Here is a 26,040-nt window from a genome sequence, read left to right on the forward strand (position 1 = left end):
AGATTCCATTCAAGTATTGGGTATAAAAAACCTATGAATGTTTATCTGGATTACGTACAACATTATGAACAAATAGCAGCTTAATTTTAAGCAACATTACCAAGTACATTGTTCATATATTTTGTCTTGATTTTTCAGGCCATTATATACTCTAAATTTAAAAAATAATTTATATACTCAAATAGTTGAAACTGAAACTGGGGCTAATTTAGTTGAGATGTATAATGGTTTTCAAAGCTGCAGTCAAGAATATGCTCAAGAAGTCAAAACAACAGGAGATATAAGTAATTATCATCTAGTATGTTAAATAAAAAAATAACATATATATAGTAAATTTGATAGGCAAAAATCACCTTTCGCCTTTCATATTCATTAGACTTCTTACATAACGTGGCTAATAAGGAGAAATTTGAAGGAGACACGGAAACGCTTGCCGCTGCAGCGTACACTTTAGTTCGCACAGATGCGAGTACCGGATCGACGCACAAATTACCCTTAGAAGCAAGTTATGCAAAAAGTCTATTATTTCTTATTTAGAGCAACTAAATAGATCTCCGTAGATTCGCTACGGCTGGATGAAGGTTTAAAATGTTTCACCGTTCTAAATTCACGCTTCACTTTATTTAATAATTCGTTTTCTGCACCGCCACGAAAGATTTTAGCAATAAAATGACCGGAGGGTTTTAGCACTTTTACAGCAAACTCAAAAGCTTGCTCACATAAAAGTAAGGTTCTTATATGGTCGGTAGTTTTATGGCCTATAGTATTTGATGCCATATCACTCATTACTATATCAGCTTTACCGTCTAAAGCCTGAATAATTAATTCTTCCGCATCTTTTTCAAAAAAGCCTTTTTGAAAAAACTCAACTCCGACAATAGGTTCGATTTCTAATAAATCGATAGAGATTATTTTATTATTTAGGCTATTATCCGAAGCTTTAATAAGCTTAGACGCTACCTGACTCCATCCACCAGGAGCTGCTCCTAGATCAACAATTTTCATATTAGGAGTGAAAAGTTTAAATTTCTCATGAATTTCAAGTAGTTTATATGCAGCTCTTGATCTAAAGCCTTCAATGCGCGCTTTTGCAACATACGGATCGTTTAATTGGCGTTTTAGCCAGTTATTAGAGGAGACAGTACGCTTTTTAGAAGTCTTAACTCTAACGAATTTATTTCTATAACCGCTTAAATTATTTGTCATAAAATCTTATAAATAAATGAAGAATAAGTAGACGAAGTTTAATTTGGAAAAGAGCAAGGAATCCACAAGACGAGGAACGGAGCGTATAATAATACGTGAGTACCCTCGTTCTTGTATGATGACGTAGCCAATTTTTCAAATTAAACGAGTATGCTCTTGTGCTATTTTGTCTAATACCGAATTAACAAAACCAATTTCATGCTCATTTAACATATCATTTGCTATATCTGTATATTCATTGATTACTACTTTAGCCGGCGTAGTAGGGCAAAATAATAGCTCACATATACTAACACGCAATAAAGCTCGGAGCAAGATCGGCATATGTGCAGGATCTTTATCATTTGTTAAATGATTGTCAATAATTTCATCTAGTTTATTAATATTTTCAAATACTGACTTTACCAGCATTTTAAAATGACTTATACTTAATGATATTTTTAAATTGTCCGGTAAATTTGTTATAGAACTATCATTTTGATAAAAAGAAAGTACATTTTGCATGATATCATCCATATCTTCGTTATTTTGCAATATGTTTTGATAAATAGCCTGCACTGCTGCAATACGTGCAATCGACTTTTTATTAATTTTATTTGAACTCATAATACAGATAATACAGAAAAAAGTTTAAGATTACTAAATTATACTTTAAAACTACTTACTTGTATACTCATAAACTTGTATACAAATATACTTGTAAATTAATAAAAATTTTATGCTATCTATAATCGGATTTATTATAACCATTAGTATCTTGGTGTTTATCCATGAACTTGGGCATTACTGCGTCGCTAGATATTTTAATGTAAAAATTGAAGAATTTTCAATAGGTTTCGGTAAAGAACTGATAGGTATTACCGACAGAAAAGGAGTCAGGTGGAAGATTTGCCTTGTACCGCTTGGCGGCTATGTCAAGATTTACGGCTATGATCGCAGCCTTATGGATAAGACTAAAGAAGTTAACGAAAAAGTAGCTTTTTATGCTAAATCTTGTTTAGAACGTTTTTTAATAGTTGCAGCAGGTCCGTTAATTAATTATTTACTTGCCATAATAATATTTGCAGGTTTTTATTGTTACTTTGGAAAAACAGGGATTCCTCCTATAATAGGCGAGGTAATAGCTTCATCACCAGCAGAGAGAGCAGGATTACGAGAAGGAGATAAAATTGTTAAGGCTAATAATAAATCGGTTAAAAATTTTAGTGATGTACAACAAGAAATATTAATTAGCGGCTTTAGTTCTTCTACTTTAACTATAGAAAGAAAAAGTGAAGAATTTACTGTTAATATAATGCCTGAAGAAATAATTATATCGCCTCCTGAAGAAAAGAAAGTTAAGAAAACTCTCCGTATCGGTATTGTAGCTAAAAATGAATTTATTCATACCAAAATAGGAATTTTAGAAGGATTTTGGGAAGCTATTAATGCTACTATAGATATGTCAGCTTTAACCCTAAAAGCAATATCGCAAATGATTGTAGGAAAACGTTCGCTTGATGAGATAGGAGGACCGGTAGCTATTGCTAAAGAGTCAGGAAAATCTATAGCGAAAGGGGCTGAAATGTATCTGCTGTTTATAGCAATGCTTTCTGTTAATTTAGGGTTACTTAACTTATTACCTATACCGGTCCTTGACGGAGGACATTTAGTATTTATACTCTATGAAGCAATTACCGGTAAATTACCGAATCCTAAAACTAAAAATATTTTGTTACAATTAGGAGCGGCAATAATAATTTTCCTTATTATAATCTCTGTTTCCAACGATATACAAAATTTATTTTCTTAACGGTATTATAATAGATTTACTTGCTCTGACTAATATTATCCACTATAGTGGAGTACATTAATTATGTTTAAATGCATCTGTCATCCCGTGGCTTGACCACGGGATCCAGTTAGAAATATCAAGATTATTAGTATTGTTTTTTTGGATACCGTGGTCAAGCCACGGTATGACATCGTATTTAAACATTAGAAATTTAAATTAAATCTTAAAGAAGGTTTTAAGTGAAAATCAAATCAATTAGCAAGTTAACAATTTTATTATTAACGATTTTTTATTATCATATTTCATTAGCTGACTCTGTAATTCGTAAAATAACTATCGAAGGTAACCATAGGGTTGAGCGTTCTACTGTTGAAAGCTATTTAAAGCTTAAAGTAGGAGAAACTTATAATAGTTCTAAAGAAGATGAGGCAATAAAACGTTTATATGCCACCTCACTTTTTAGAAATATAAATATGTATATAACAAATGACGGTAATTTAATAGTGGGCGTTACTGAAACGCCTTTTATAAGTAGCGTAGTATTTAGCGGTAATTCTAAAATCAAAACTAATATGCTCGCTAAAGAAATTTATACAATGTCTGGCGAATCTCTTAGCCAAGCTAAAATTGAATTAGACGTAAAGAAAATATTAGAAATTTATAAACGTAGCGGACGTTTTGCTACTACGGTAACACCTAAAATTGAGAATTTAGAAAACAACAGGGTTAAGGTTATTTTTGATATCGCAGAAGGACCAAAAACCGGTATTAAATATATTTATTTTAGCGGTAATGAAAATTATAGCGATTCAGAACTCAAATCTATTGTTTTAACTAAAGAATCTCGTTGGTTTCGTTTTTTAGAAAGTAACGATACTTACGATCCTGATAGAGTGGAGTATGATAAAGAATTACTAAGAGAATTTTATCAATCTGTAGGTTTTGCAGATTTTAGAGTAATTTCGGCATCGGTAGAGCTCAATAATACTAAAGAATATTTTACCCTTACATATTCCATTGAAGAGGGAGAAAAATATAGCTTCGGTAATGTTACGATAGACAATAAATTAACTAATATAAATATAACACCACTTAATAAAATTGTTAATATTAAGCAAGGCAAGGTTTTCAATATGAAAACGGTTGATGATATAGCTGAAAAAATCGGAGAATATTTTACAGCAAACGGTTACCCTGCGGTAAATGTTTATCCGGATATAATGAAAAATGCTAATCATACTGCAGATATTAAATTTATTATTGAGAAAGCCGATAAGGTTTATATTAATAAAATTAATATTATTAATAACCTTAAAACTGAAGATCATGTTATAAGAAGGGAATTTAAAACAGAAGAAGGCGATATAATTAACCGTTCATATATTGAAAAAGGTGAGCGTAATCTTAGAAATTTAGATTATTTTGAGAAAGTAGCAATTAGCTTAGCTCCGACTAAAGCAAAAGATAAATATGACGTCAATGTTGAAGTTGATGAAAAATCTACTTCTTCTATAGGCTTTGATTTAGGATATAATACTGCCGGCGGCTTATTTGGACGTTTCTCTTTCCTAGAGCGTAATTTAGTCGGTACCGGTAAACTGCTTAATGCCGGTGTACAAGTAAGTAAAAACAGTACAAGCTATTACGGTGGTATTACTGAGCCTCACTTTTTAGATCGTGATTTATCACTTGGTGTAAACGCATTTAGAAACTATACCGGACGCGGTGCTAGTGTATTAAATACGACCGATCAAAGCTATAAGTTACACTCTATAGGAGTAAAAACTTCTCTTGGTTATGAAATTAAAGAGGATTTAGGTCACGAAATAGATTATTTAATCAAACGTGATATTTTAAGTGCACCATCTCCATCAAGTTCAATATTCTTAAATGAGCAAATGGGAAGATTCATTACTTCTGCTATAGGACATACTATTACCTATGATCAAAGGGATAACAGAATTGTACCAAAGAACGGTTATTTAGTAAGTGGTACCCAAGAATTCGCCGGTGTCGGAGGTGATAACAAATATATAAAACATGAAGTTGAAGGTAAATATTATAAATCTTTCATACATAACAAACTTACTTTAAACTTATCTGCTTCCGGTGGTGATATTGCAGGACTTGGCGGAAAAATTATTAGAATTTCCGATCGCTTTAATTTAGGTGATTATAGTTTAAGAGGCTTTGCAAGCGGTGGGGTCGGACCTCGTGAAAAAGTTACTAATGAAGGACTTGGCGGGGAACGATATTATACATTTTCAACAGAGCTTAATTTCCCAACTCCTGTACCTGAAGAGTTTAATTTAACGGGTGCAGTCTTTATGGATTTAGGAAGCGTATGGGGAGTAGGTTTAAATAAGAAACAATATCAAACTCCAAACGGCTTTTATAACGATAAATCGCTTAGAGCTTCTATTGGTTTTGGCTTTATTTGGGTAACACGTTTTGCACCGATCAGAATGGATTGGGGCTTCCCGGTTAAGAAGAAGAAATACGATGATACGCAGCATTTCCATTTAAGGTTTTCGACGCATCTTTAAGAGTGCTTTGAACCTTGCTGTATGGCTTCATTCTCGCTAGGCATTGTTGCATGGATCGGTAAATGTATTTATTGTCATCCCGTGGCTTGACCACGGGATCCATAAAAACAATTTGTAGTAATCAAATTTTACTGGATCTAACTCACCAATCGCGGTATGACAATAAAAAACTTATCCAGTAACAATTTCTTAATCTCAACATAAATATAATGATATTTCAGCCGATGTAGCTCAGCTGGTAGAGCGACGCATTCGTAATGCGTAGGTCTGGGGTTCAAATCCCCACATTGGCACCACTTTCTAAATAAAACTATAGCACCATTTTGTGACAGGCGTGATAAACCTGATATACTAATAATGTATCAAAAAACGCATTCGTGTCATACCGTGGCTTGACCACGGTATCCAGAAAAATAACTTAAAATACTAATAATTTATTATCACCATCAATCTAAGTGATCAAAAAGTCCAGCACCTAAAGACTCTGAAGGAGCTTTGAACAAATACTTATAAAGTAAGTAATGATACTGAAAGACTTATTGCTGTTGATGTAAAAAATGACCAGTTTGTAATATTTGATAATACAGGTGGTAATGTATATCATGGTCATGTAAGGACATATAAAGAAATAGAGAGAGATGCTGTTTTAAAAAATAAGGTAATAAAAACTTTAATGAAACCTCAAAGTGGTATAAATTATTGAAATAACAAAATGAAATAAACAATGACAGATAAATTATGGCATGAAAAAATAAATAAAGAAGATACATATATTAAAAAAACTATTCAAGAATATATAGATTTATATTTTTTTGACTCTGCAAAATTTAAAGTAGTCGAAGATATAACGTTAGAAAATTTAGGAGAATTTCTAGAAGTAATGTTGAGGCATTATCAATATTATCATTTCCATTTAGGGGAATTATATGATGTTGGAGAAGTATTAGAAGAATATTTTGATTATGTTTTTATGGATGATAATAAAGAAATAAATTATCCTAAATATATTGCAGAAAATAAATGTAGATTAGGACTTTTAATGTTAAATTATATACAAATGATTGGTACTCCAAGAATTTTTTCAGAAGATGTTCCGCATTTAATAGAATTTTTACATACTAAAGATGGTGAAGTAAAAAAAGCTGAGGGAAAGCTTGACACTTATTTTGCTCAGTTTGATGATATGAAAAGACAAGATGAAGATTACAGACGTTGGGAAGCGATAACAAAAGAGCGTCAACAAGCACTTGCTGAAAATAAACCTCTACCTATAAGACCTATGAGTATCGAACTATCAAAATGTTTAAAGGATTAAAGGTTGAGAGCTTGTAGTCAAAACCGTCATAGAACTAGCGAAAGCGTTCGGGGCGCAGCTAGCAAAGATGATAGTGATAGAGAAAGTAACGGAGCTAGCAGTAAAGGCAGTAAATGACAATGCATTATCAGGCTTAGAGCAGAAGATAGAGAATAAGATAGCGGGGGCCTTAGTATTTTTTATTGTTTTTATCACCCCCGTGGTCAAGCGAACTAGGTGACACAGTGGGTATTACCGGTTCACGCAACAATGCTACACGGGAATACAATAAGGTCTTTTTAAGAGTGCTGTAAAACAAAATCACCTTTTTTAGGCAATTCCATTATATTTTGTAAAGAACTATAAGTTTTTGTTAAAAAATAATATATACTTAGCTTTATATAAAAGATGAAAACTATCTTTCGCCTTTTATATTCAACTTTTTAAGCCGAATAGCAGATTATGTAATAATTCGCTATTCGTGTTAATTAACTATTATCTTTTTTCTTGGAGGAATATAGATTGTTTCATCTTCAGCATGTGAAATCTTTTCTAAAAATCCGATAAAACGGTCTTTATTAGGTACTAGCTTTACTATTGCCCACCCCTCTTCTATTGATTTCTTTATGCGTTCTATATCAGATTTATGCTCTGAAAAAGATATAACTTTTTGTGCTGGATTTTGCATATTGATAAATCAGTTACAGTTAATAAATGTTAATATTATAGTAAATATTTTTTAATAAATCAATCAGATATTTATTATTTGCTAAATATAAATAAAATGATTACGATATATTAGGTCTTGTCTACTTATATCCTAATAAATAGTTTAATTAAAAATTAAAAGTTGTACAACAATTTTTTACTTTAAACACGTATTTTTATGTCACTTATTAACTTTATTTAATTTAAACTGTATAATTTAATTATGTCAAATGATAATTTACAACCGCCTGCTCTTTCTAAAAAGCAGTTATTTGCTTTTTTTGGTATGGTTGTCGGGATGTTTATGTCGGTACTTGATATTCAAATTGTCGCTAGCTCATTATCTGTAATAGCTGCAGGTCTTGCTGCTTCAAGTGACGAACTTTCTTGGGTTCAGACATCTTACTTAATAGCTGAAGTTATCATTATTCCTATTACCGGCTTTTTAGCAAGGTTACTTTCTACCAGGATTTCTTATTTTATTGCAGCTTTAGGATTTACGATTATGAGCGTATTATGTTCGCTTGCAACTAATATTGAATCCATGATTATCTTTAGAGCATTACAAGGATTTTTTGGCGGTGCTATGATACCGACAGTATTTAGTACCGTTTTTATAATTTTTCCGGCATCACAACGTCCTACCGTTACTATCTTGATTGGGCTTGTCGTAACTGTTGCACCTACTTTAGGACCTACACTCGGTGGATATATTACAGAAATTTTGTCATGGCATTTTATGTTTTTATTAAATGTTATCCCAGGAATTTTTGTTTGCAGCGTCGTTTTTTTATACGGGGATTTTGATAAACCAAATTATAAATTACTGAAAAACTTTGATTTTCTCGGTATATTATTAATGGCTTTAACGCTTGGCTTATTACAATATGTTTTAGAAGAAGGAAACAAAAAAGGATGGCTTGAAGATAATTTAATATTATTCTTAAGTATTGCAGTAGCTTTAGGTTTTATTTTATTAATCATTAGAGAACTAACCTTTATTAATCCAATTTTAGATTTAAAAACATTTCTTTATAAAGACTTTACTTTTGGCTGTCTTTATTCGTTCGTTATGGGTATCGGATTATACGGGGCAGTATATATATTACCGCTATTTCTCTTTACCATTGCCGGATATGATACATTACAGATCGGGGTTACTATGATGGTGACGGGTGGAGCACAATTTTTATCTGCACCACTAGCTGGTAGAATGATGGGAGCAGGAGTAGATTTACGTATAATGCTTATTATAGGGCTTGGAGGGTTTGCTCTTGGATGTCATTTGAATAGTTTTCTAACGCCTGATTCTAAATTTGCTGCATTTGTGCTTCCTCAATTTGTTAGAGGGCTTTCATTAATGTTTTGTTTTATACCGACTAATAATATAGCTCTTGGCAATATGCCAAAAGAAAGAGTAGGTAATGCTAGCGGGCTTTATAATCTTACTCGTAATCTAGGAGGAGCGGTAGGGCTTGCAACAATCAGCACTATACTTACTAATGATACTAAAACCTTTATGCAATATTTATCGGAAAATATCTCGTCTACTTCTATAATGGCATTAGAACAGCTAGATTCTTACACTGAATTATTAAGCGGAAAAGTTCTGAACCCCGAACAAGCATCTTACTTGTTATTAGCAAGTAAACTGAATAACGATGCTTTTGTAATTGCAATAAATAATATATTTAATATGATAGGGCTATTATTTGTATTAATAATGCTGCTGATACCTTTTACTTCAAATATCAAGCTAACCGGAAATGTTAATGCTCACTAAAATTAAATTTATATTATATTTTCCTTGGTTATTATTAGAAATATGGAAATCAGCTTTCTCGGTTATTAAAATAATTTGGCAAAGAAAGATAGAGATAGAGCCGGTTTTTGAGTGGATCGATGCAGAAGGACTAGAAGAAATCGGTGAAGTAGTGTATAGTAACTCGATTACGTTAACACCTGGTACGGTAACACTCGACATAAATAATAATATGCTATTAGTGCATGCACTTGATAAATCATCAATTGTTGACCTACAAAGAGGTATAATGATTAAAAAAATTAAGCAGCTATTAAAAACAACTTGAAGTAGAAAATGATATCAGATATAAACACTCTAAAGTATAAAAAAGTTTTGCTTAAAGTTTCAGGGGAAGCTTTAATGGGAGATAAGCAATTTGGGCATGAATATGAGGTAATAAAAAAGATTGCCGGAGATATTAAAGAGGTCATTGATTTAGGTGTAGAGGTTGCTATTGTAGTCGGCGGTGGAAATATTTACCGCGGGATTAATGCAGCACTCGTTGGTATGGATCGTGCTTCAGCAGATTATATAGGTATGCTCGCAACGGTAATTAATGCATTAACTTTGCAAAACGTTATGGAAAGCCTCGATATCTATACAAGAGTTCTCTCGGCTATTCCTATGATGAGTGTCTGCGAGCCTTATATTCGCCGTAAAGCTAAAAGACATATGGAAAAAAAGCGTATAGTAATTTTTGCCGGCGGTACTGGTAACCCGTTTTGTACAACCGATAGTGCAGCAGTACTTCGAGCAATCGAAATGAATTGCGATATTTTATTAAAGGCAACTCAGGTTGACGGCGTATATGATTCCGATCCTAAAAAAAATCCGGATGCTAAAAAATATTTCACTATTAGCTATAAAGATGTTATAACTAACAACCTGCAAGTCATGGACACGGCAGCTATTGCAGTTGCAAGAGAAAATAAATTACCTATAAGGGTATTTTCGATAAAAGAACAAGGAAATTTTGCCAGAGTAATACAAGATAAAGGTGATTATACGACAATTGAGGAATAATTATGGACACAGAAACGTTAAAGAAAAATTTACAAGAAAAGATGGATAAGGCTCTAAAAGTTTTAGATCATGAGCTTAAAGGCTTACGTACCGGTAGAGCTTCAGTTAATTTACTTGATAGTGTAGCTGTGGAAGCTTATGGCAGCAAAATGCCCCTTTCACAAGTTGCATCTCTTACAACACCTGACGCACGGACAATTAATGTGCAGGTTTGGGATAAATCTATGGTATCATCGGTAGAGAAAGCGATTACGGTAGCAAATCTTGGCTTAACTCCATCATCAGACGGTCAACTAATCAGACTACCGATACCGGCTTTAACCGAAGAAAGACGCAAAGAACTTGTAAAGCTTGCTCATAAATACGGTGAGGATACTAAAATTTCATTACGTAATATTAGAAGAGACGGCAACGAAGAACTTAAAAAGCTAGAAAAAGAAAATATTATTGCACAAGATGAGCATCATAACTTATCTGAACAAGTACAAAAGTTAACTGATGAATACAGCAGTAAAGTTGACTCGGCAATAAAACAAAAAGAACAAGAAATAATGACTGTTTGATTCTAATCGTCATGAGCTAAGCGACTGAAGGCGTTATTGCACGACTTGTTTATGTCATTCCCGCGTAGGCGGGAATCCAGTAAAACATATAAAAAACTTGTTTTTTATATGTTTATTTTATCAAATATGTAATTTCTGTATCAATATTGAAGTTATTTTTCTAGATTCCCGCCTTCGCGGGAATGACAGCGATGGAATTGATCCATGCAACAATGCCAAGCAAGAATGACATCAGAGCTACGCAAGCCTTTAAGGAAATAACATCAGATTATACCACTCAAAATAATAAAACTATGATTACAAAAGAAGCAGCACAGAAAATAGCAAAATTAGCTAGATTAAAATTTGAAGAAGATACTGTAGAAAAATTTTCTACTCAGCTTAGTACTATTATGGATATGATCGATATTTTAAATGAAATAGATTGCAAAGATATAGAGCCTTTAACTTCGGTTTCTAATATGAATGCTAGAATGCGAGAAGATGAAGTTACAAGTTCTGATTTATCAAATAAATTATTTGATAATGTAAGCGGAAATAGTGCTCAGCTTGCTAAAGAAGTAAAATATTTTATCACTCCAAAGGTTGTTGAATAATTATGACGGAACTAAACAAATTAACAGTAGCAGACAGTGTAAGAGGTCTAAAAAATAAAGATTTTACAAGTACGGAATTAGTTAATGCACATATTAAACAAATAGAGAAGCATAAAAACCTAAATGCTTATGTTACCGAAACTTTTGATTTAGCTTTAAAACAGGCTGAAGCAGCCGATCAAAATTATGCTCAAAACCAGCCGCGAACTCTTGAAGGTATCCCGTTTGCCGCTAAAGATCTTTTTTGTACGAAAGGAGCTAGAACTACGGCATGTTCTAATATACTGAAAAATTTTATACCTAATTATGAATCAAGTGTTACACAAAATATTTTTGATAAGGGCGGTGTGATGCTCGGCAAAACCAATATGGATGAGTTTGCTATGGGTTCAGCAAATATTACTAGTTGTTTTGGAAATGTAATTAGCCCTTGGAAAGCAAATGATGATAATGCTGATTTAGTTCCAGGCGGTTCTTCAGGAGGTTCAGCGGCGGCAGTTAGCGGATTTATGGCGCCCGCTGCTCTTGGTAGCGATACGGGCGGCTCGGTACGTCAACCTGCAAGCTTTACGGGTTTAGTTGGGTTCAAGCCCACTTACGGACGTTGCTCAAGATATGGAATGGTATCGTTTGCTAGCTCCCTTGATCAAGCAGGGATATTTACTAGAAGCGTTTTAGACAGTAGCATTATGCTTGAAGCAATGATGGGGTTTGACGAAAAAGATTCCACTTCAATCAAAACAGAAGTTCCAGTGCTACAATCTGCTATCGGAAGTTCGGTAAAAAATATGAAGATAGGCGTACCTCTTAGCCTTGGTGAAGGCGGTATTATCGAACCTGATATTATGAAAATGTGGCAAGATACTATAGAGCTACTTAAAAATGCCGGTGCTGAAATAGTAGATATTACGCTGCCGCATGCTAAATATGGCGTTGCCGTTTATTACGTAATAGCACCGGCTGAAGCTTCTTCAAACTTATCTAGATATGACGGCGTTAGATACGGTCCTCGGGTAGAACGTGAAAATATGACGCTTGACGAAATGTATGAAATGACTAGATCAGCCGGATTTGGGGAGGAGGTAAAACGTCGTATTATGATTGGAACATATGTGCTATCATCTAGTTGTATGGATGCGTATTATTTGAAAGCTCAGAAAGTACGTCGCTTAGTTGCAAACGATTTTAACAATGCTTTCGCAAAAGTTGACGCTATTTTATTACCGGCTGCCCCGTCTGAAGCATTTAAGATTGGTGAAAAACAAAATGATCCGACTATTATGTATTTAAACGATTTATTTACTATTCCTGCAAGTTTAGCCGGTTTACCTTGTGTATCGGTTCCTGCCGGTTTATCGGCACGAGGTTTACCTCTTGGGATGCAGATTATAGGTAAACAATTAGATGAATATAATGTTTTAAAAGTAGCATCGACAATTGAGTCAGGTGTTAAACATATTAAATTTAAGCCAAAAGGTTTTTAATTATGGCATATATTGAAGGTAATACGGGGAAATGGGAATATGTAATAGGGCTTGAAATTCATGCTCAAATTTCCTCAAAATCTAAGCTTTTTTCAGGAAGTAGTACTACATTTGCAGCAAGTCCAAATTCACAGGTTTCTTATGTTGATGCAGCAATGCCCGGGATGTTACCGGTATTAAATAAGCATTGTGTACACCAAGCAATTAAAACAGGACTTGGGCTTAAAGCTAAAATAAATAAATATTCGGTATTTGACCGTAAAAATTATTTTTATGCCGATCTACCGCAAGGTTACCAAATTTCGCAATTTTACTATCCTATAGTACAAAACGGGATTATGGAAATACCAACCGATACCGGTGACCTTAAAACTATTCGTATTAACCGTTTGCATTTAGAGCAAGATGCGGGTAAATCTATGCATGATCAATCCCCGCATTATAGCTTTATCGATTTAAATCGTGCCGGCATTGGGCTTATGGAAATTGTGACCGAACCTGATATATCATCACCTGACGAAGCAGCTGAATTTGTAAAAAAGCTTAGAAGCTTACTACGTTATATTGGCAGCTGTGACGGTGATATGGAAAAGGGGTCAATGCGTTGTGATGCTAATATATCAGTAAGACGTAGCGGCGAACCACTCGGTACAAGATGCGAAATTAAAAATATTAACTCAATTCGTAACATAATTAAAGCAATAGAATTTGAAGCTAAAAGACAAGTAGACTTGCTTGAAAGCGGTGGGACAATAATTCAAGAAACACGCTTGTTTAATGCCGATAGCGGCATCACTAGAACTATGCGTTTAAAAGAAGAGGCACTTGATTATAGATATTTTCCTGATCCTGATTTATTACCGCTTGTTATTTCTGATGAGTTAATAAACGAACTAAAAGCAAACTTACCTGAGCTACCTGATCAAAAGATTGAGAAATATATAAAGGAATTTGGCTTAAGTAAATATGACGCCGAAGTAATTGTAGCCGATGAATCGGTTGCCGAGTATTTTGAGAAAGCAGCAAATGAATGTGACCCTAAAATGCTTACTAATTGGCTAACTAGTGAGTTGTTCGGACAATTAAATAAAGCATCGATAGGAATAAATGAATGTAAAATTACTCCTAGTAACTTTGCAAAACTGGTAAAATTAATAGAAAATGATACTATTTCCGGTAAAATTGCAAAAACCGTTTTTGAAATTATGTTTGAAACCGGTAAAGCACCGGATAAAATAGTAGAGGAAAAAGGACTAATACAAGTTTCGGATAATAACGTGCTAAACACGGTAATTGACGAGGTAATAGCTGAAAATCCTGAATCTGTGGAAGGGTATAGAAGCGGTAAGGATAAATTATTTGGTTTCTTTGTAGGGCAGGTAATGAAAAAAACCGGCGGTAGGGCTAATCCGACGCTTGTGAATCAGCTTTTAAAAGAGAAGCTGGATTCTTGATGTTTAGTGTTATTGTCTGTATAGCTTCTATGTCATTCCTAGCTAAAAGCGGGAATCCAGGAGTACTTAGTGTCATACCGCGACTTGATCGCGGTATCCAGTCTTTGTTAATTTTTTTCTGGACCCCGTGGTCAAGCCACGGGGTGACACCTAGTGTGCTTTTACTGGATTCCCGCTTTCGCGGGAATGACATAAGAGCCATACAATAAGACCAATGCCTCGCGAGAGGACATACTCAAACTTAAAACATTATTTTTATGAAATTTCTGAAAATATTTTTACTATCTTTCTTATTAGTTTCTTGTGAAAAAAAAGAAACGGAAAAAACTTTAATAGTCGGTACTGCCGCAGATAACCCTCCTTATGAATTTATTCAAGACGGAGAGATTGTCGGGATTGATATTGATATTATCAAAGCAATAAGCGAACGTCTAAATAAAAAGCTTATCATAAAAAACTTTGACTTTAACGGTTTACTTGCAGCTTTGGTTAGCGAAAATATTGATGTTGCGGTAGCAGAGCTTTCCGTAACACCGGAGCGTGCCGAATATATCAGTTTCTCCAATAATTATGCTACTGCAAGATTTGCCATAATATATAGAACAGGCGATAATATACAAAGTAGCAAAGATCTAGATAATAAAATAGTAGGAGTACAACTCGGCAGTGTTTTAGAAAAAAAAGCACAAGATCTATCACAGACGATGAATATTAAAGTTCATTCTTTAGCAAATCATTTAATGTTAGTTGAAGAATTAAAAGCTAGAGTCATAGATGCTATTATTTCCGAGGAATTTCAAGGCAAAAAATTAAAAGAAAATAATTCAAATTTAGAAAGCAGTACTTTAGAAGAATTTTCATCCGATTTTGCTATAGGTATGTCTAAAAACTCAGGACTAATTAATGAAATTAATGAGGCAATCGATTCATTAAAAAAAGACGGGACCATTAACAAAATTATGAAAAAATGGCTGGGACAATAACAGAAAGTCAATTTAAAGATGCTATGAGTCGCTTTCCTCAAGGAGTGACTATTATAACAACAAATTACAATGGCGAACTTTTTGGCTTTACTGCTAGTTCTTTTACTTCCGTATCTTTAAAACCGCCGTTAATATTATTTTGTCTTAGTAAAAACTCTTTTAGTATAAACAGTTTTCAAAAAAGCGATAAGTTTGCAGTTAGTATTTTAGCAGAGAATCAAATTGATATCTCAAAACATTTTGCTAAATCACAACCTAATAAATTTACAAAAATTGATTATGAGCTTGGCAATAAAACCGATTGTCCTTTAATAAACGGTGCAGCTTGTCATATAGAATGTAATAAATATGCTTCTTACGATGCCGGTGATCATGTTATATTTATTGGTAGAGTAATAAATACAGCTATTAAAAATGACTTAAAACCTCTATTATATTTTCATAAATTGTATACTCGTTTAATTTGAAAAATTCGCTTGTATTTAGCTTTCTGAAATAAGCTGTATGTCGTATTATAAGAGCTGCGGTGCGGACTATATTAAGTATACGCTACGCTTTTCGCCTCATAGACCGATTACTCTTTTCCAAATTAAACTTCGTCTACTACTGTTCATTTATTAGGCTGTGTGAAGGAAAATTAAATTATTGATATTTTTAGATATTTTTGAGCGAAAATTAATAAGATTTTTGTAGTAATAGTTGTTCCTATTTCAAAAAAATCTTGTAATTTGCAGCCAAAAAGAGCTGAAATATAGGTGAATTAATTTTCCTTCACACAGCCTAGGAGTATATTATTACCAATATGATAAATATCGGTCTTAGCGGTTCTACCGGTAAAATGGGAAAAACCATTATAGAGAAAATAGATAAATTTAAAAATTGCAATATCTCAGCAAAATTTAATAGTACTAATAATTTAGATGATTTAGATAATTTTTGTAAAAATTCTGATGTGATCATCGATTTTTCTACCCCTGAAATACTAGAAAAATTAATTAATTATGCACTAAAACATAATACAAAATTAGTTATCGGAACAACAGGTCTTCAGCCCCAACATTTTAAGCTTTTAGAAAAAGCAGCGCAAACTTTACCTATTTTATATTCTGCAAATATGAGTATAGGAGCTAATTTGCTCAGCTATTTAGCTAGAGAAGCAACAAAAATACTAGATGATTACGATGTTGAAATTCTAGAAACGCATCACCGTAATAAAAAAGATTCACCCTCTGGAACTGCTATTATGCTTGCTGAAACAATTGCCAGCGAAAAAGGGTTAGATATAATATTTAATCGCGGTAACAGACCAAGAAAAAAAGAGGAAATAGGTATTTCATCACTTCGTGGCGGGAATATTCACGGTGCACATGAAGTATCTTTTTTAAGTGATGATGAAATAATAACTTTAAGACATGAAGCTCTGAATAAAAATTCTTTTGTCATTGGTGCAATTAAAGCTGCTATTTGGCTACAAGATAAACCTTTTGCTTTATATTCAATGCAAGATATGGGACTGTTAACAAAATAATTTTAATTGATAATTAATTAGATTTTTGAAAGAATAGCTACTCCTATTTCAAAAAAATTTTATAATTTGCAGCAAAAAGTAATTTAATTAGATTTAAAATTTATTTTGTTAACAGTCCCATATAAAATATAATTAATATAGCTTGAAAAAATACCTCTAACAGACTATATTTTATTATGTAAATACATATAGGTTTGTTTATGATCGATTATACAAAAACTTTAACGGCAACCTCAAAAAATAAAACTTTTGATGAAGGCTTAAGAAAATACATGCTTAAAGTATATAATTATATGGCTTTAGCACTTTTACTAACCGGCGTAGCAGCCGTAACGACTATATCAGTTGAACCGCTATATAACTTAATGTTTCAAACCGGCTTTGGCACTATTATAATGTTTGCACCGCTTGGTATTGCTTTATATTTCTTTATGGGCTTCGGACGCATGAGCTTGCAAACAGCTCAAGTATTATTTTGGGTTTATGCCGCTTTAACCGGTATGTCGCTTGCATATCTAGCTCTTATTTATACCGGGGCATCAATAGCACGTACTTTCTTCATTTGTTCTTCTGTTTTTGGAGCAATGAGCTTATACGGTTATAGTACAAGTAAAGATCTAACATCCATGGGTTCATTTTTTGCAATGGGTCTTATAGGTCTTATAATTGCTTCGCTAGTTAATCTGTTTCTAAAAAGTTCAGCTCTCTCTTTTGCCACTTCTCTTATTGGAATAGTAGTATTTATGGGTTTAATAGCTTGGGATACTCAAAAGATTAAGTCTATGTATTATACAGCAGGAAACGACGAAGTAGGACAAAAGCTTTCTATTATGGCAGCCTTTACTTTATATCTAGATTTTATAAATCTTTTCCTATATTTAATGAGATTTTTAGGCAATAGAAGAGATTAGAAAGACTTTATATTTTCGTCTATAAGGGCTATGATCACCAATAGCTGGTTACAGCAAAAAGCATTAAGATCTTGACATTAAATTTAAAAGTGAAATTAACGTAGCGTATATTAATACGTGAGCATAAGCGAATCTTACAAAATTTGGTGTTAAGACCTTAATAGTTGAAGCTGTATGAATTTCGCTATTGGTATTAATAAAGACGAAGGAGAATTGTGAGTTTAATTAAAAAACTGAATGATGCTATTAGTAATCAGAGAATTAAAGCTTATAAGAATCTAACAAAACGACTCTCTATAAATGAGATTGACAATATAAGGGATGATCAAGGTTATTCCATATTACATTTAGCCGTCATTGCTAAAAATTCTTCGGTCTTGCAAGACTTAATTCACAGGAAGGCTAATCTAAAAGTTACCACCAACGCAGGATATACCGCACTACACTTAGCTATTACAAATTTGATGACAAAAGCATTGCAGTAATAGAAAATCTATTAAAACATAAAATTGATATTGATGCAGTTAATAATAGAGGCGAAACAGCCCTTGATTTACTGATATTAAATGATGTTATAGTCCTAGAAGATAAAGTTCAAATATTAAAACTTTTGTTAGAGAATAACCCTAACATTAATATAACTAAAGAACGCTTTACTATCCTACATACGAGTGCAGCAAAAGGTTATAAGGAAATCATAGAACTACTCATAGATAAAGTAGATATTAACCTTAAGGATGATGATGGTTTTACTATGCTACATCTAGCTGTTATAAATAATCACTCTAGGGTAGTAGAATTGCTTTTAACACACAACGCAAATGCACATATATTAGCTCCAGGTAAAATGGACATATTACAAATTGCTGTTAGAAAAAGTTACTTTGAAACAGTTAATTTTTTATTAAAAAATAATAGTTCTATTAGCGGAGCAGTGAAAGAATTGTTAATAAATTTTGCCAATACTATTATAGACGAAGAAAACAGTTGGACTTTAACGCATATATCTGCTTCAAGAGGCTATACAGAAATCATAAAGCTGCTTTTAGATAATAATATTGATATCACTGTTAGAGATAACGCAGGGAATACACCGTTACATTTATCTGCTGAAAGTGGTTGCATAACAATAACAAAATATTTTATAGCAAAAGGAGCAAATATTAAACTACCAAATTCTGTTGGCGATACGCCGTTACATTTGGCTATCTATAGTGAGAATTATAATTATACGGTAATATCTATGTTAGTAAAAAAAGGAACGCCTATAAATATACCTAATCATGAAGGTATTACTTCACAAGAATTAGTAGATGATATAGGTGATTTAATATTATCAAAGATTTTTAGTCAAGCTAATACCAAAATTGAAGAGGATGAGTTAATAACAATAGGAGATAATGCACAGCATATTTCATAAAGCTTGATGGTTATCTACGCTGTGCGGACTTGTCTTTAAATTCATCTTGTTTGAAGCTTTCTGAATTATGCTGTAGCAAATTGGTATTTATTTATACCGCATCATATTGCATTATTAAACTCTCACCAAACAGACTATTACTAACATTATTAACCTCGTTAGCAGAATAGTCTTATACTTATTATAAAATAATGACCCAATGATGCAGCATGAGGCAACAACACCAATGTATATACATAATTGAATAAATAATTTAATTTATTGTGTAAAGTTTATTTCATATTCTTAAGAGCTGACGGTGAGAGCATAATACTTAGCTCTTTTAGAGCCTTATCCTCTACATAGCTTGGAGCGTTCATAAGTAAATCTTCGGCTTGTTGGTTTAAAGGAAATGCAATTATTTCTCTTATATTAGTAGCTTCCGCAAGTAGCATAACAATTCGGTCAATTCCTGGAGCTATGCCACCATGCGGCGGAGCACCAAACTTAAACGCTCTAATCATTCCCCCGAATCTCTTATCAACTTCCTCTTCACTATAACCCGCTATGGCAAATGCCTTATACATGATTTCCGGCTTATGGTTTCTAATAGCACCACTAGAAAGTTCAATGCCGTTACAAACAATATCGTATTGGTATGCGGTAAGTTCAAGTAGCTCTTCCGTTGTTTTAGCATTTTCTAGAGCTTCTAAACCACCTTGCGGCATAGAAAACGGATTATGGCTAAAGTCAATTTTACTTGTTTCTTCATTTAATTCATAAAATGGAAAGTCAGTAATCCAGCAGAATTTAAAGCAATCTTTTTCAAGTAAATCTAGCTCCTCTGCTATTCTAATTCTAACCTTGCCGGCAAGTTTGGCAGCTTTTTCCTTTTTATCACTAGCAAAAAACACTGCATCACCATTACTTATATTAGCCACAGTTTTTAAAGCATCTAATTGCTGCTCAGTTAAAAACTTTGCTACCGGTCCTTTTGCTTCACCGGTTTCGCTAAATTGAATATAGCCAAGCCCCCCTGCCCCTTCGGATATCGCAAACTCGATCATTTTATCGAAAAAGCTACGAGGTAATGAAGCAGCTTTAGGTGCAGGAATAGCACGAACAACACTACCTTTTTTAATATTTTCCCTAAAGATTGTAAAATTGGAATCTTTAAATATTTCTGTTACATCGGCAATTATAATGGGATTTCGCAAATCAGGCTTATCAGAGCCGTATTTTAGCATAGATTCATGATATGGAATACGAACGAAAGGAGTATTGGATACTTTCTTATCTGTAAATTTAGTAAATAAATCATACATGACAGGCTCAATAGTACTAAACACGTCTTCCTGTGTAACAAACGACATTTCTACGTCTAGCTGATAAAATTCGCCAGGCGATCTATCGGCTCTTGCATCTTCATCCCGAAAACAAGGAGCAATTTGGAAATAACGATCAAACCCTGAAACCATCAAAAGCTGCTTGAATTGCTGAGGTGCTTGAGGTAACGCATAGAACTTACCCGGATGTATTCTACTCGGCACTAAGAAATCCCTAGCACCCTCAGGTGAGCTTGCCGTTAAAATCGGTGTTTGAAATTCAGTAAAACCTCTTGTCGTCATTAAATGACGAATATGAGCAATAATTTGTGAGCGGAGTATTATATTATTATGTAATTTCTCACGTCTAAGGTCTAAAAAGCGATGTTTAAGCCTTGAATCTTCCGGAGCGTCTTTTTCGGTATTAATAACAAAAGGTAGAGTATCCGCAGCTGATTCAATAATAAATTCTCCGGCTAATACTTCAATATGACCGGTGGTAAGCGTATCATTAATAGCATCACTTGATCTTGCTACCACTTTTCCTGTTACAGTGATTACCGACTCATAACGCAAACGGCCGGCCGTATCCATAAGCTCTGGATTTTGATCGGTAAAGACGATTTGAGTTATACCATAATGATCACGTAAATCTATAAAAACTAAATTACCATGATCTCTTCTTCGATGTACCCAACCGGATAGTTTAACTTCTTTCTTAACATCAGAAATTTGTAATTCGTTACAATTATGAGTTCTATATTTATGCATTTTTATTTTTTATTATACGATTTTCCTTATATTATATACATAAAATTACAAATTTTCGCAAATAAAAACTAAAAATTTATCTTGATATTGCGGCAACTTTTGGCTTTGATGGGAGCTGCTGATAATTTTGTTGTTGAGGTTTTGCTTGACTTAACTCACCTTTAATCCATTCATATATTGCTTTCTTAGGATTTTTAATTATCTCTGCAACATTTTCTACTAAATTTATTATTCCTTTAATTAACGGTAATAACTCATCTTTAATTTTATTTATAGGATTATTATTTACTTGTAATTTTTCTTGATTTTCGCTTGATAGATTACCAAATATCTTATTCATTCTTAACTGAAGATCATTTCGTTCAAGATTTTTTTCTCTAAAATGTGATTCAAGTTTTCTATCAACTTCTTTTTGTTCTTCAGGAGTTAAATTTTTATATTTATTAATAAGCTCATCCGCTTCTTTTCGTTGGTTCGGTGAAATATTTTCAGCAATATTTGGCATTTGTTTCTCTTAAAAAGTTAAAACATACTAATTTTGCACATTATATATATTTTTTAACTTTATACAAGAAAAACTTTAATAAAAATTAACTTTTGAGTATGGTTTTAATACCTAAAAAGTCTAAAAAGTTTCGTAGTTCTTGGCGTGCAAGTACATGTGAGCTATTAAATGCTCTATCATATTTTGCAGTTTTTAGATCAAGTAATGTTAGACCTTGCAGGAATAATTCTCTATATATTACACGTTCACTAAAACCTTCAGTAAGTTTAAAATTTATTCTTTTTGCAAGTTTAGCTAATACATTTCCTACTCGCCTTTTATTCAACGCATCAATGTTACTTAGGCGATTACGTAATATTATCCAATCTATACTACCTCTATCACGACTTGCTCGCTGCATTTTCTGCTCCCAAATCATTTGGCTGTAGATTGACGGACTGATAATTTCGTCTTTGCTGTCAATTTTTGCTATCACGTCTAAATCTAGAAAACTATCATTAATCGGTGTAATAATTGTATCAGCGTAAGAATGAGCAATTCTTGATAAAGCAGTATGACTACCAGGCGTATCAACCACGATATAATCGGCATTTTGATTATTTTCTAGCACCTCCTCAAAACTCTTGGCTTGCTCTTCTATCTCTCCTTCAGATATATGAAAATGCTTTGGTACTAATACGGGTTTATTAGGGTTTTGTTTATTATATGAATCTCGATTTTTTAAATAGTTTGTTAAAGAACTTTGACGTGAGTCGGTATCTATACTTACTACCGAATAATTTTGGTAAAGCAAAGCTATTATTAGATGCAGGCAGCAGGTAGTTTTACCTGCTCCGCCTTTCTCATTACCTATAACAAATATATAAGGTTTATTTATTGTGTTCATAATTATATTCAGAATAAACGAAATTTTATGTCATTCCCGCGAAAGCGGGAATCCAGAAAAAAATATACATACAGCAAATTTTTGAAATTAAAAGCTCGATTTATCTCGCTTTATGATGGATTCCTGCTTTCGCAGGAATGACATCGAACACTTTTCTCGAACCATACAACAACGCCTCTAAAAGCAAGAATAACATTAAGTATATTCCTTGATGAATTTCTCTAGTAATCTCACGCCGTACCCCACGGCTCCCTTAGGACCTAGTGATGAAGCTTTATTACTATTTGCAACGCCTGCTATATCTAAATGAGCCCAATCTATTCCCTCTTTAATGAAGCGTTTAATAAAATGAGCAGCCGTAGAGCTTCCGGCAGCTCCTGGAACATTCCCGATATTTGCCATATCAGCTATATCAGAGTTAATCATTGCATCATACTCATCATGAAGCGGCATTCTCCAAAGTTTTTCATTAACTTCTTCCCCTGCTTTTATTAACTTATCAGCTAACTCATCGTTATTGGCAAAACAACCGGCATATGTGCTACCTAGTGCCACAGTTATTGCTCCTGTTAGAGTTGCAACATCAATCACACATTTAGGCTTAAATTTTTCTTGTGCATACCAAACAGCATCAGCAAGTACTAAACGCCCTTCTGCATCGGTATTTAAAACTTCAGCAGTTTGCCCTGACATAGTAGTTACGACGTCCCCAGGACGCTGTGCATTACCGGACGGCATATTTTCGACAAGCCCTACAACACCGACTATATTTACAGGTAATTTTTGACCGGCAACCGCAATCATGGCACCCACAACTGCTGCAGAACCTCCCATATCATATCTCATTAAGTGCATATTACTTGATGGTTTTAAGGAAATACCACCTGTATCAAAAATCACTCCTTTACCGACCAAAGCAATAGTAGGAGCATTTTTACTGCCACCTTTATACTCCATAACCACTAATTTTGACTCATTTTGTGAACCTTGTCCAACACCAAGTAATGCTCCCATACCAAGATTTTTCATCTCACGTTCACCGATAACGTCAACATCTACTCCGAGTGACTCAAATATATCAACTATTCTTTCGGCATAGACTTGTGGAGTTTTAATATTTGACGGTTCATTACATATATCTCTTGTAAAAAATACTGCCTCAGCAATTAATTTTTTGACTTCAAATAACTTTATTGCTTCCGAATTATTGTCAGTAAAAATTTCAATTGATTCTACTGCGAACTTCTCTGCTTCTTTTAAAGTAGTTCTATATTTATCAAATCTGTAAGAAGCAAGAAACGCACCACTAGCAATTAAAGATACAAATGTTTGAGATGTAAATTTGCTTATTCTATTTATAATTTTTAAGCCGATAGTAGAAATTTTGCTACTGGTTGCATGCTGTAAGATTTTGCCCCCTAACTCTTCGATTTTTGCTTCAGTTAATTTTTCTTCATTCCCAAGACCTGCTATTATCAAATATTTAATCTCGCCTGATTTAATAACGGACGGAATAACCTTGATCTGTCCATATTTACCGGTAAATTGCAGTTTATTCTGAATAGTTTTAGAAATTAATCCGTGATGTTGTTGATCAAGTGTTATTAAATTACTATCAAGTTTTAACTGTTCATCAATAAAAACTACTAGACCTTGATTAGTAGATGATTCTTCATTCACAAAATTTATATTAAGCATAATTATTCCTTATATTACTTTTGACTTTGGATAATTCTATTTATCTTGCTAAAACTTTGCAAGTATTATAATTGATTTAAAACAAAAACTCATTAAATAATAGTTGACAAATGTTAATGTTTTTTATATTTTGCTGACGAATTAGTTAAATTTAAGTAACCATATGCTAATACATGACATCACTCCTTACTTGATTAAACAGAAATACACAATGATTAAAACATCATGTGAGTTAAACTGTGATATGGACGAGGTTTATAGTCTCACGCCTCATCCAATACGCTATACTTGCCTTAATTATTTAAAGCTATTATCTCTACCTATATCACTAGCATTTTATGTAACAAAGCTTTGTTTTACAGCTAATCCGGTATGGACATGGATCGGGGTTAATATTTTATATAAGAAGATGGATCAAGCAATAGCCAAAAAAATATTACATGGCTTACCTGATGAGATAGAAACAGATCAAAATATACCTAAAATTGTCGAATATGTATTTAAACAATATGAAGAAAATCATACATTAGCACCTATTATTGAACCTACATTTATACAAAAATTTTTAGCAAAGGCCGGTAAATATATTCCTGCTTTTTCTAAAATAGCAAAATTTTGGAATGAAGGAGGAATTAACTATTCTGATGAAATACAAACAAAACGAGAATTAATTGACGTTATTTATAAACAAATTGTTTCCAAAGCTTATGAAGTAGGTAAAAAAGGAGGAAAACTTGAAATAACAGATGTGAAAGCACTCTTCCCAAAAATAAATTTTGAAGAAAAAGTCAAAGCTGAATCAGAAAACCTTGAAATAGATAAGGCAGAAATAAATAGTAAAGAATCTTTAATTTGTAAATTACCTGTTGATCAAAAATGTGAAGAAATTAAGATTACTAATAATAATATTAACCCTGTCGTAAACTTACTCATGTTAAAAGCTTTACATGATGGAATTTGTCAAGAAGTACAAAAAGTCTATATTGAGAATTATTTGGCAGAATGGCAGATACATAAGCATCAAGAAATACTTAAAAATGCTTATATTGAGGATTATTTAGCAAGATTACAATTATACGGTAATTATAATTATGATACCAACAATACTGATACCTATGAACAACCAGTATCTTATTTAGGTCAAAACTATGACCATTCATCAATGCTCGTCTCTTGTTATTAATTTTAAATATTAAAATAATGCCATTAAGAACTATTAACAATGGCGGTACAGTTTCTATTACTTCCGAAACTATACCTCCAGCACGTATAACTACTAGAAGAAATGCAATAGATCGCGATGAAGAAGTAGAAGTAAATAACGAAAATTTACAGGAAAACAAAGAAAACATACCTGAAATATTAGGTAATATTTTAGGTGAGCAAATCTCAAATTAAATAACCTTACTTAACACAAATAGTGAATTATTGTATAGTTTTCTATTTGATTTAAGATGTTATTCTTGCAATGGGTGGCGTTGTTGCACAGCTCTTTTATATCATTCCCGTGAAAACGGGAAGTAAGAATAAACATATAAAAACTTGATTTTTTATGTTTATTCTACCAAATATATAGTTTTAT

The 26,040-nt window shown here is 33.0% G+C and carries 28 protein-coding genes, 1 tRNA gene and 2 pseudogenes; 23 read left to right on the top strand and 8 right to left on the bottom strand.

Annotation, left to right across the window (positions count from 1 at the left end):
• Nucleotides 1–148: 148 nt before the first annotated feature.
• Nucleotides 149–307: pseudogene (locus AC1Z7D_RS00185) on the top strand (secreted effector lipase Rlip); the annotation flags it as partial.
• A 41-nt stretch (nt 308–348) separates the two neighbouring features.
• Nucleotides 349–525 (top strand): annotated as a pseudogene (locus AC1Z7D_RS00190) (palindromic element RPE1 domain-containing protein); the annotation flags it as partial.
• Here the strand turns inward: AC1Z7D_RS00190 and AC1Z7D_RS00195 are convergent.
• Nucleotides 523–1,206, bottom strand: coding sequence for an RlmE family RNA methyltransferase (locus AC1Z7D_RS00195; RefSeq protein ID WP_482601194.1), 684 nt, complete (start codon nt 1,204–1,206; stop codon nt 523–525). The pseudogene AC1Z7D_RS00190 and the gene AC1Z7D_RS00195 overlap by 3 nt on opposite strands.
• A gap of 135 nt (nt 1,207–1,341) precedes the next feature.
• Nucleotides 1,342–1,812 carry a transcription antitermination factor NusB gene (gene nusB / locus AC1Z7D_RS00200; RefSeq protein WP_341787089.1) on the bottom strand — a complete coding sequence of 157 codons (471 nt, stop codon included), beginning with the start codon at nt 1,810–1,812 and terminating at the stop codon, nt 1,342–1,344.
• Between the two features lie 112 nt (nt 1,813–1,924).
• Between nusB and rseP the strand changes: the two genes are divergently transcribed.
• Nucleotides 1,925–2,998: an RIP metalloprotease RseP gene (rseP, locus tag AC1Z7D_RS00205; RefSeq protein WP_482601195.1), complete on the top strand. Its 1,074-nt coding sequence runs from the start codon at nt 1,925–1,927 to the stop codon at nt 2,996–2,998.
• A gap of 57 nt (nt 2,999–3,055) precedes the next feature.
• Here rseP and AC1Z7D_RS00210 read toward each other — a convergent pair whose 3' ends face one another.
• On the bottom strand, nt 3,056–3,184 hold the full coding sequence (locus AC1Z7D_RS00210) for a hypothetical protein (protein ID WP_482601196.1): 129 nt from the start codon (nt 3,182–3,184) through the stop codon (nt 3,056–3,058).
• A gap of 35 nt (nt 3,185–3,219) precedes the next feature.
• Here AC1Z7D_RS00210 and bamA point away from each other — a divergent pair, with 35 nt between their 5' ends.
• The 4 genes from bamA to AC1Z7D_RS00230 all read left to right on the top strand — a co-directional run bounded on the left by bamA (nt 3,220) and on the right by AC1Z7D_RS00230 (nt 7,061).
• Nucleotides 3,220–5,526: an outer membrane protein assembly factor BamA gene (gene bamA, locus AC1Z7D_RS00215; RefSeq protein WP_482601197.1), complete on the top strand. Its 2,307-nt coding sequence runs from the start codon at nt 3,220–3,222 to the stop codon at nt 5,524–5,526.
• 220 nt (nt 5,527–5,746) lie between these two features.
• Nucleotides 5,747–5,822, top strand: a tRNA-Thr gene (locus AC1Z7D_RS00220).
• A 428-nt stretch (nt 5,823–6,250) separates the two neighbouring features.
• Nucleotides 6,251–6,841, top strand: coding sequence for a hypothetical protein (locus AC1Z7D_RS00225; RefSeq protein ID WP_482601198.1), 591 nt, complete (start codon nt 6,251–6,253; stop codon nt 6,839–6,841).
• A gap of 67 nt (nt 6,842–6,908) precedes the next feature.
• A complete protein-coding gene (locus AC1Z7D_RS00230; protein WP_482601199.1) occupies nt 6,909–7,061 on the top strand; it encodes a hypothetical protein in 153 nt (50 codons plus the stop codon).
• Nucleotides 7,062–7,304: 243 nt separating this feature from the next.
• Here AC1Z7D_RS00230 and AC1Z7D_RS00235 read toward each other — a convergent pair whose 3' ends face one another.
• Nucleotides 7,305–7,508, bottom strand: a complete 204-nt coding sequence (locus AC1Z7D_RS00235) for a DUF2674 domain-containing protein (RefSeq protein WP_482601200.1) — start codon at nt 7,506–7,508, stop codon at nt 7,305–7,307.
• 243 nt (nt 7,509–7,751) lie between these two features.
• Here AC1Z7D_RS00235 and AC1Z7D_RS00240 point away from each other — a divergent pair, with 243 nt between their 5' ends.
• The 14 genes from AC1Z7D_RS00240 (at nt 7,752) to AC1Z7D_RS00305 (ending at nt 19,294) form a co-directional block, all read left to right on the top strand.
• Nucleotides 7,752–9,311 carry a DHA2 family efflux MFS transporter permease subunit gene (locus AC1Z7D_RS00240; protein ID WP_482601201.1) on the top strand — a complete coding sequence of 520 codons (1,560 nt, stop codon included), beginning with the start codon at nt 7,752–7,754 and terminating at the stop codon, nt 9,309–9,311.
• Nucleotides 9,295–9,618, top strand: a complete 324-nt coding sequence (locus AC1Z7D_RS00245) for a monovalent cation/H+ antiporter subunit E (RefSeq protein WP_482601202.1) — start codon at nt 9,295–9,297, stop codon at nt 9,616–9,618. Before AC1Z7D_RS00240 ends, AC1Z7D_RS00245 begins: the two co-directional genes overlap by 17 nt.
• 8 nt (nt 9,619–9,626) lie before the next feature.
• Nucleotides 9,627–10,355: a UMP kinase gene (gene pyrH / locus AC1Z7D_RS00250; protein ID WP_482601203.1), complete on the top strand. Its 729-nt coding sequence runs from the start codon at nt 9,627–9,629 to the stop codon at nt 10,353–10,355.
• Nucleotides 10,356–10,357: 2 nt separating this feature from the next.
• A complete protein-coding gene (frr, locus tag AC1Z7D_RS00255) occupies nt 10,358–10,918 on the top strand; it encodes a ribosome recycling factor (protein ID WP_482601204.1) in 561 nt (186 codons plus the stop codon).
• 293 nt (nt 10,919–11,211) lie between these two features.
• Nucleotides 11,212–11,514 (top strand): Asp-tRNA(Asn)/Glu-tRNA(Gln) amidotransferase subunit GatC, encoded by a 303-nt coding sequence (gatC, locus tag AC1Z7D_RS00260; RefSeq protein ID WP_482601221.1) that lies wholly within the window; start codon nt 11,212–11,214, stop codon nt 11,512–11,514.
• Between the two features lie 2 nt (nt 11,515–11,516).
• Complete coding sequence (gene gatA, locus AC1Z7D_RS00265) at nt 11,517–12,998, top strand: Asp-tRNA(Asn)/Glu-tRNA(Gln) amidotransferase subunit GatA (RefSeq protein ID WP_482601205.1); 1,482 nt, start codon at nt 11,517–11,519, stop codon at nt 12,996–12,998.
• A 2-nt stretch (nt 12,999–13,000) separates the two neighbouring features.
• Nucleotides 13,001–14,452, top strand: a complete 1,452-nt coding sequence (gene gatB / locus AC1Z7D_RS00270; RefSeq protein WP_482601206.1) for an Asp-tRNA(Asn)/Glu-tRNA(Gln) amidotransferase subunit GatB — start codon at nt 13,001–13,003, stop codon at nt 14,450–14,452.
• Nucleotides 14,452–14,661: a hypothetical protein gene (locus tag AC1Z7D_RS00275; protein ID WP_482601207.1), complete on the top strand. Its 210-nt coding sequence runs from the start codon at nt 14,452–14,454 to the stop codon at nt 14,659–14,661. The genes gatB and AC1Z7D_RS00275 overlap by 1 nt, the downstream gene beginning before the upstream one ends.
• A gap of 48 nt (nt 14,662–14,709) precedes the next feature.
• A complete protein-coding gene (locus tag AC1Z7D_RS00280; RefSeq protein ID WP_482601208.1) occupies nt 14,710–15,435 on the top strand; it encodes an ABC transporter substrate-binding protein in 726 nt (241 codons plus the stop codon).
• Nucleotides 15,420–15,902, top strand: a complete 483-nt coding sequence (locus AC1Z7D_RS00285; protein ID WP_482601209.1) for a flavin reductase family protein — start codon at nt 15,420–15,422, stop codon at nt 15,900–15,902. The genes AC1Z7D_RS00280 and AC1Z7D_RS00285 overlap by 16 nt, the downstream gene beginning before the upstream one ends.
• Nucleotides 15,903–16,237: 335 nt before the next feature.
• On the top strand, nt 16,238–16,963 hold the full coding sequence (gene dapB / locus AC1Z7D_RS00290; RefSeq protein WP_482601210.1) for a 4-hydroxy-tetrahydrodipicolinate reductase: 726 nt from the start codon (nt 16,238–16,240) through the stop codon (nt 16,961–16,963).
• 200 nt (nt 16,964–17,163) lie between these two features.
• Nucleotides 17,164–17,874, top strand: a complete 711-nt coding sequence (locus AC1Z7D_RS00295) for a Bax inhibitor-1/YccA family protein (protein WP_482601211.1) — start codon at nt 17,164–17,166, stop codon at nt 17,872–17,874.
• Nucleotides 17,875–18,089: 215 nt separating this feature from the next.
• A complete protein-coding gene (locus AC1Z7D_RS00300; RefSeq protein ID WP_482601212.1) occupies nt 18,090–18,359 on the top strand; it encodes an ankyrin repeat domain-containing protein in 270 nt (89 codons plus the stop codon).
• A 113-nt stretch (nt 18,360–18,472) separates the two neighbouring features.
• Complete coding sequence (locus AC1Z7D_RS00305) at nt 18,473–19,294, top strand: ankyrin repeat domain-containing protein (protein ID WP_482601222.1); 822 nt, start codon at nt 18,473–18,475, stop codon at nt 19,292–19,294.
• 272 nt (nt 19,295–19,566) lie between these two features.
• On the opposite strand, the gene aspS is transcribed toward AC1Z7D_RS00305, so the two are convergent.
• The 4 genes from aspS to AC1Z7D_RS00325 form a co-directional block, all read right to left on the bottom strand.
• Nucleotides 19,567–21,369: an aspartate--tRNA ligase gene (aspS, locus tag AC1Z7D_RS00310; protein ID WP_482601213.1), complete on the bottom strand. Its 1,803-nt coding sequence runs from the start codon at nt 21,367–21,369 to the stop codon at nt 19,567–19,569.
• Nucleotides 21,370–21,445: 76 nt separating this feature from the next.
• Nucleotides 21,446–21,874 (bottom strand): DUF3106 domain-containing protein, encoded by a 429-nt coding sequence (locus AC1Z7D_RS00315; RefSeq protein WP_482601214.1) that lies wholly within the window; start codon nt 21,872–21,874, stop codon nt 21,446–21,448.
• A gap of 85 nt (nt 21,875–21,959) precedes the next feature.
• Entirely contained in the window at nt 21,960–22,760 is an 801-nt protein-coding gene (locus tag AC1Z7D_RS00320; RefSeq protein WP_482601215.1) for a division plane positioning ATPase MipZ, read from the bottom strand.
• 195 nt (nt 22,761–22,955) lie between these two features.
• Entirely contained in the window at nt 22,956–24,458 is a 1,503-nt protein-coding gene (locus AC1Z7D_RS00325; protein WP_482601216.1) for a leucyl aminopeptidase, read from the bottom strand.
• 163 nt (nt 24,459–24,621) lie between these two features.
• On the opposite strand from AC1Z7D_RS00325, the gene AC1Z7D_RS00330 reads away from it, so the two are divergent.
• Together AC1Z7D_RS00330 and AC1Z7D_RS00335 are read left to right on the top strand one after the other, a co-directional pair.
• Entirely contained in the window at nt 24,622–25,641 is a 1,020-nt protein-coding gene (locus tag AC1Z7D_RS00330; RefSeq protein ID WP_482601217.1) for a DNA-binding protein, read from the top strand.
• A gap of 17 nt (nt 25,642–25,658) precedes the next feature.
• Nucleotides 25,659–25,856, top strand: a complete 198-nt coding sequence (locus tag AC1Z7D_RS00335; RefSeq protein WP_482601218.1) for a hypothetical protein — start codon at nt 25,659–25,661, stop codon at nt 25,854–25,856.
• The last annotated feature ends 184 nt before the right edge of the window (nt 25,857–26,040 follow it).

Source organism: Rickettsia sp., assembly GCF_965035265.1.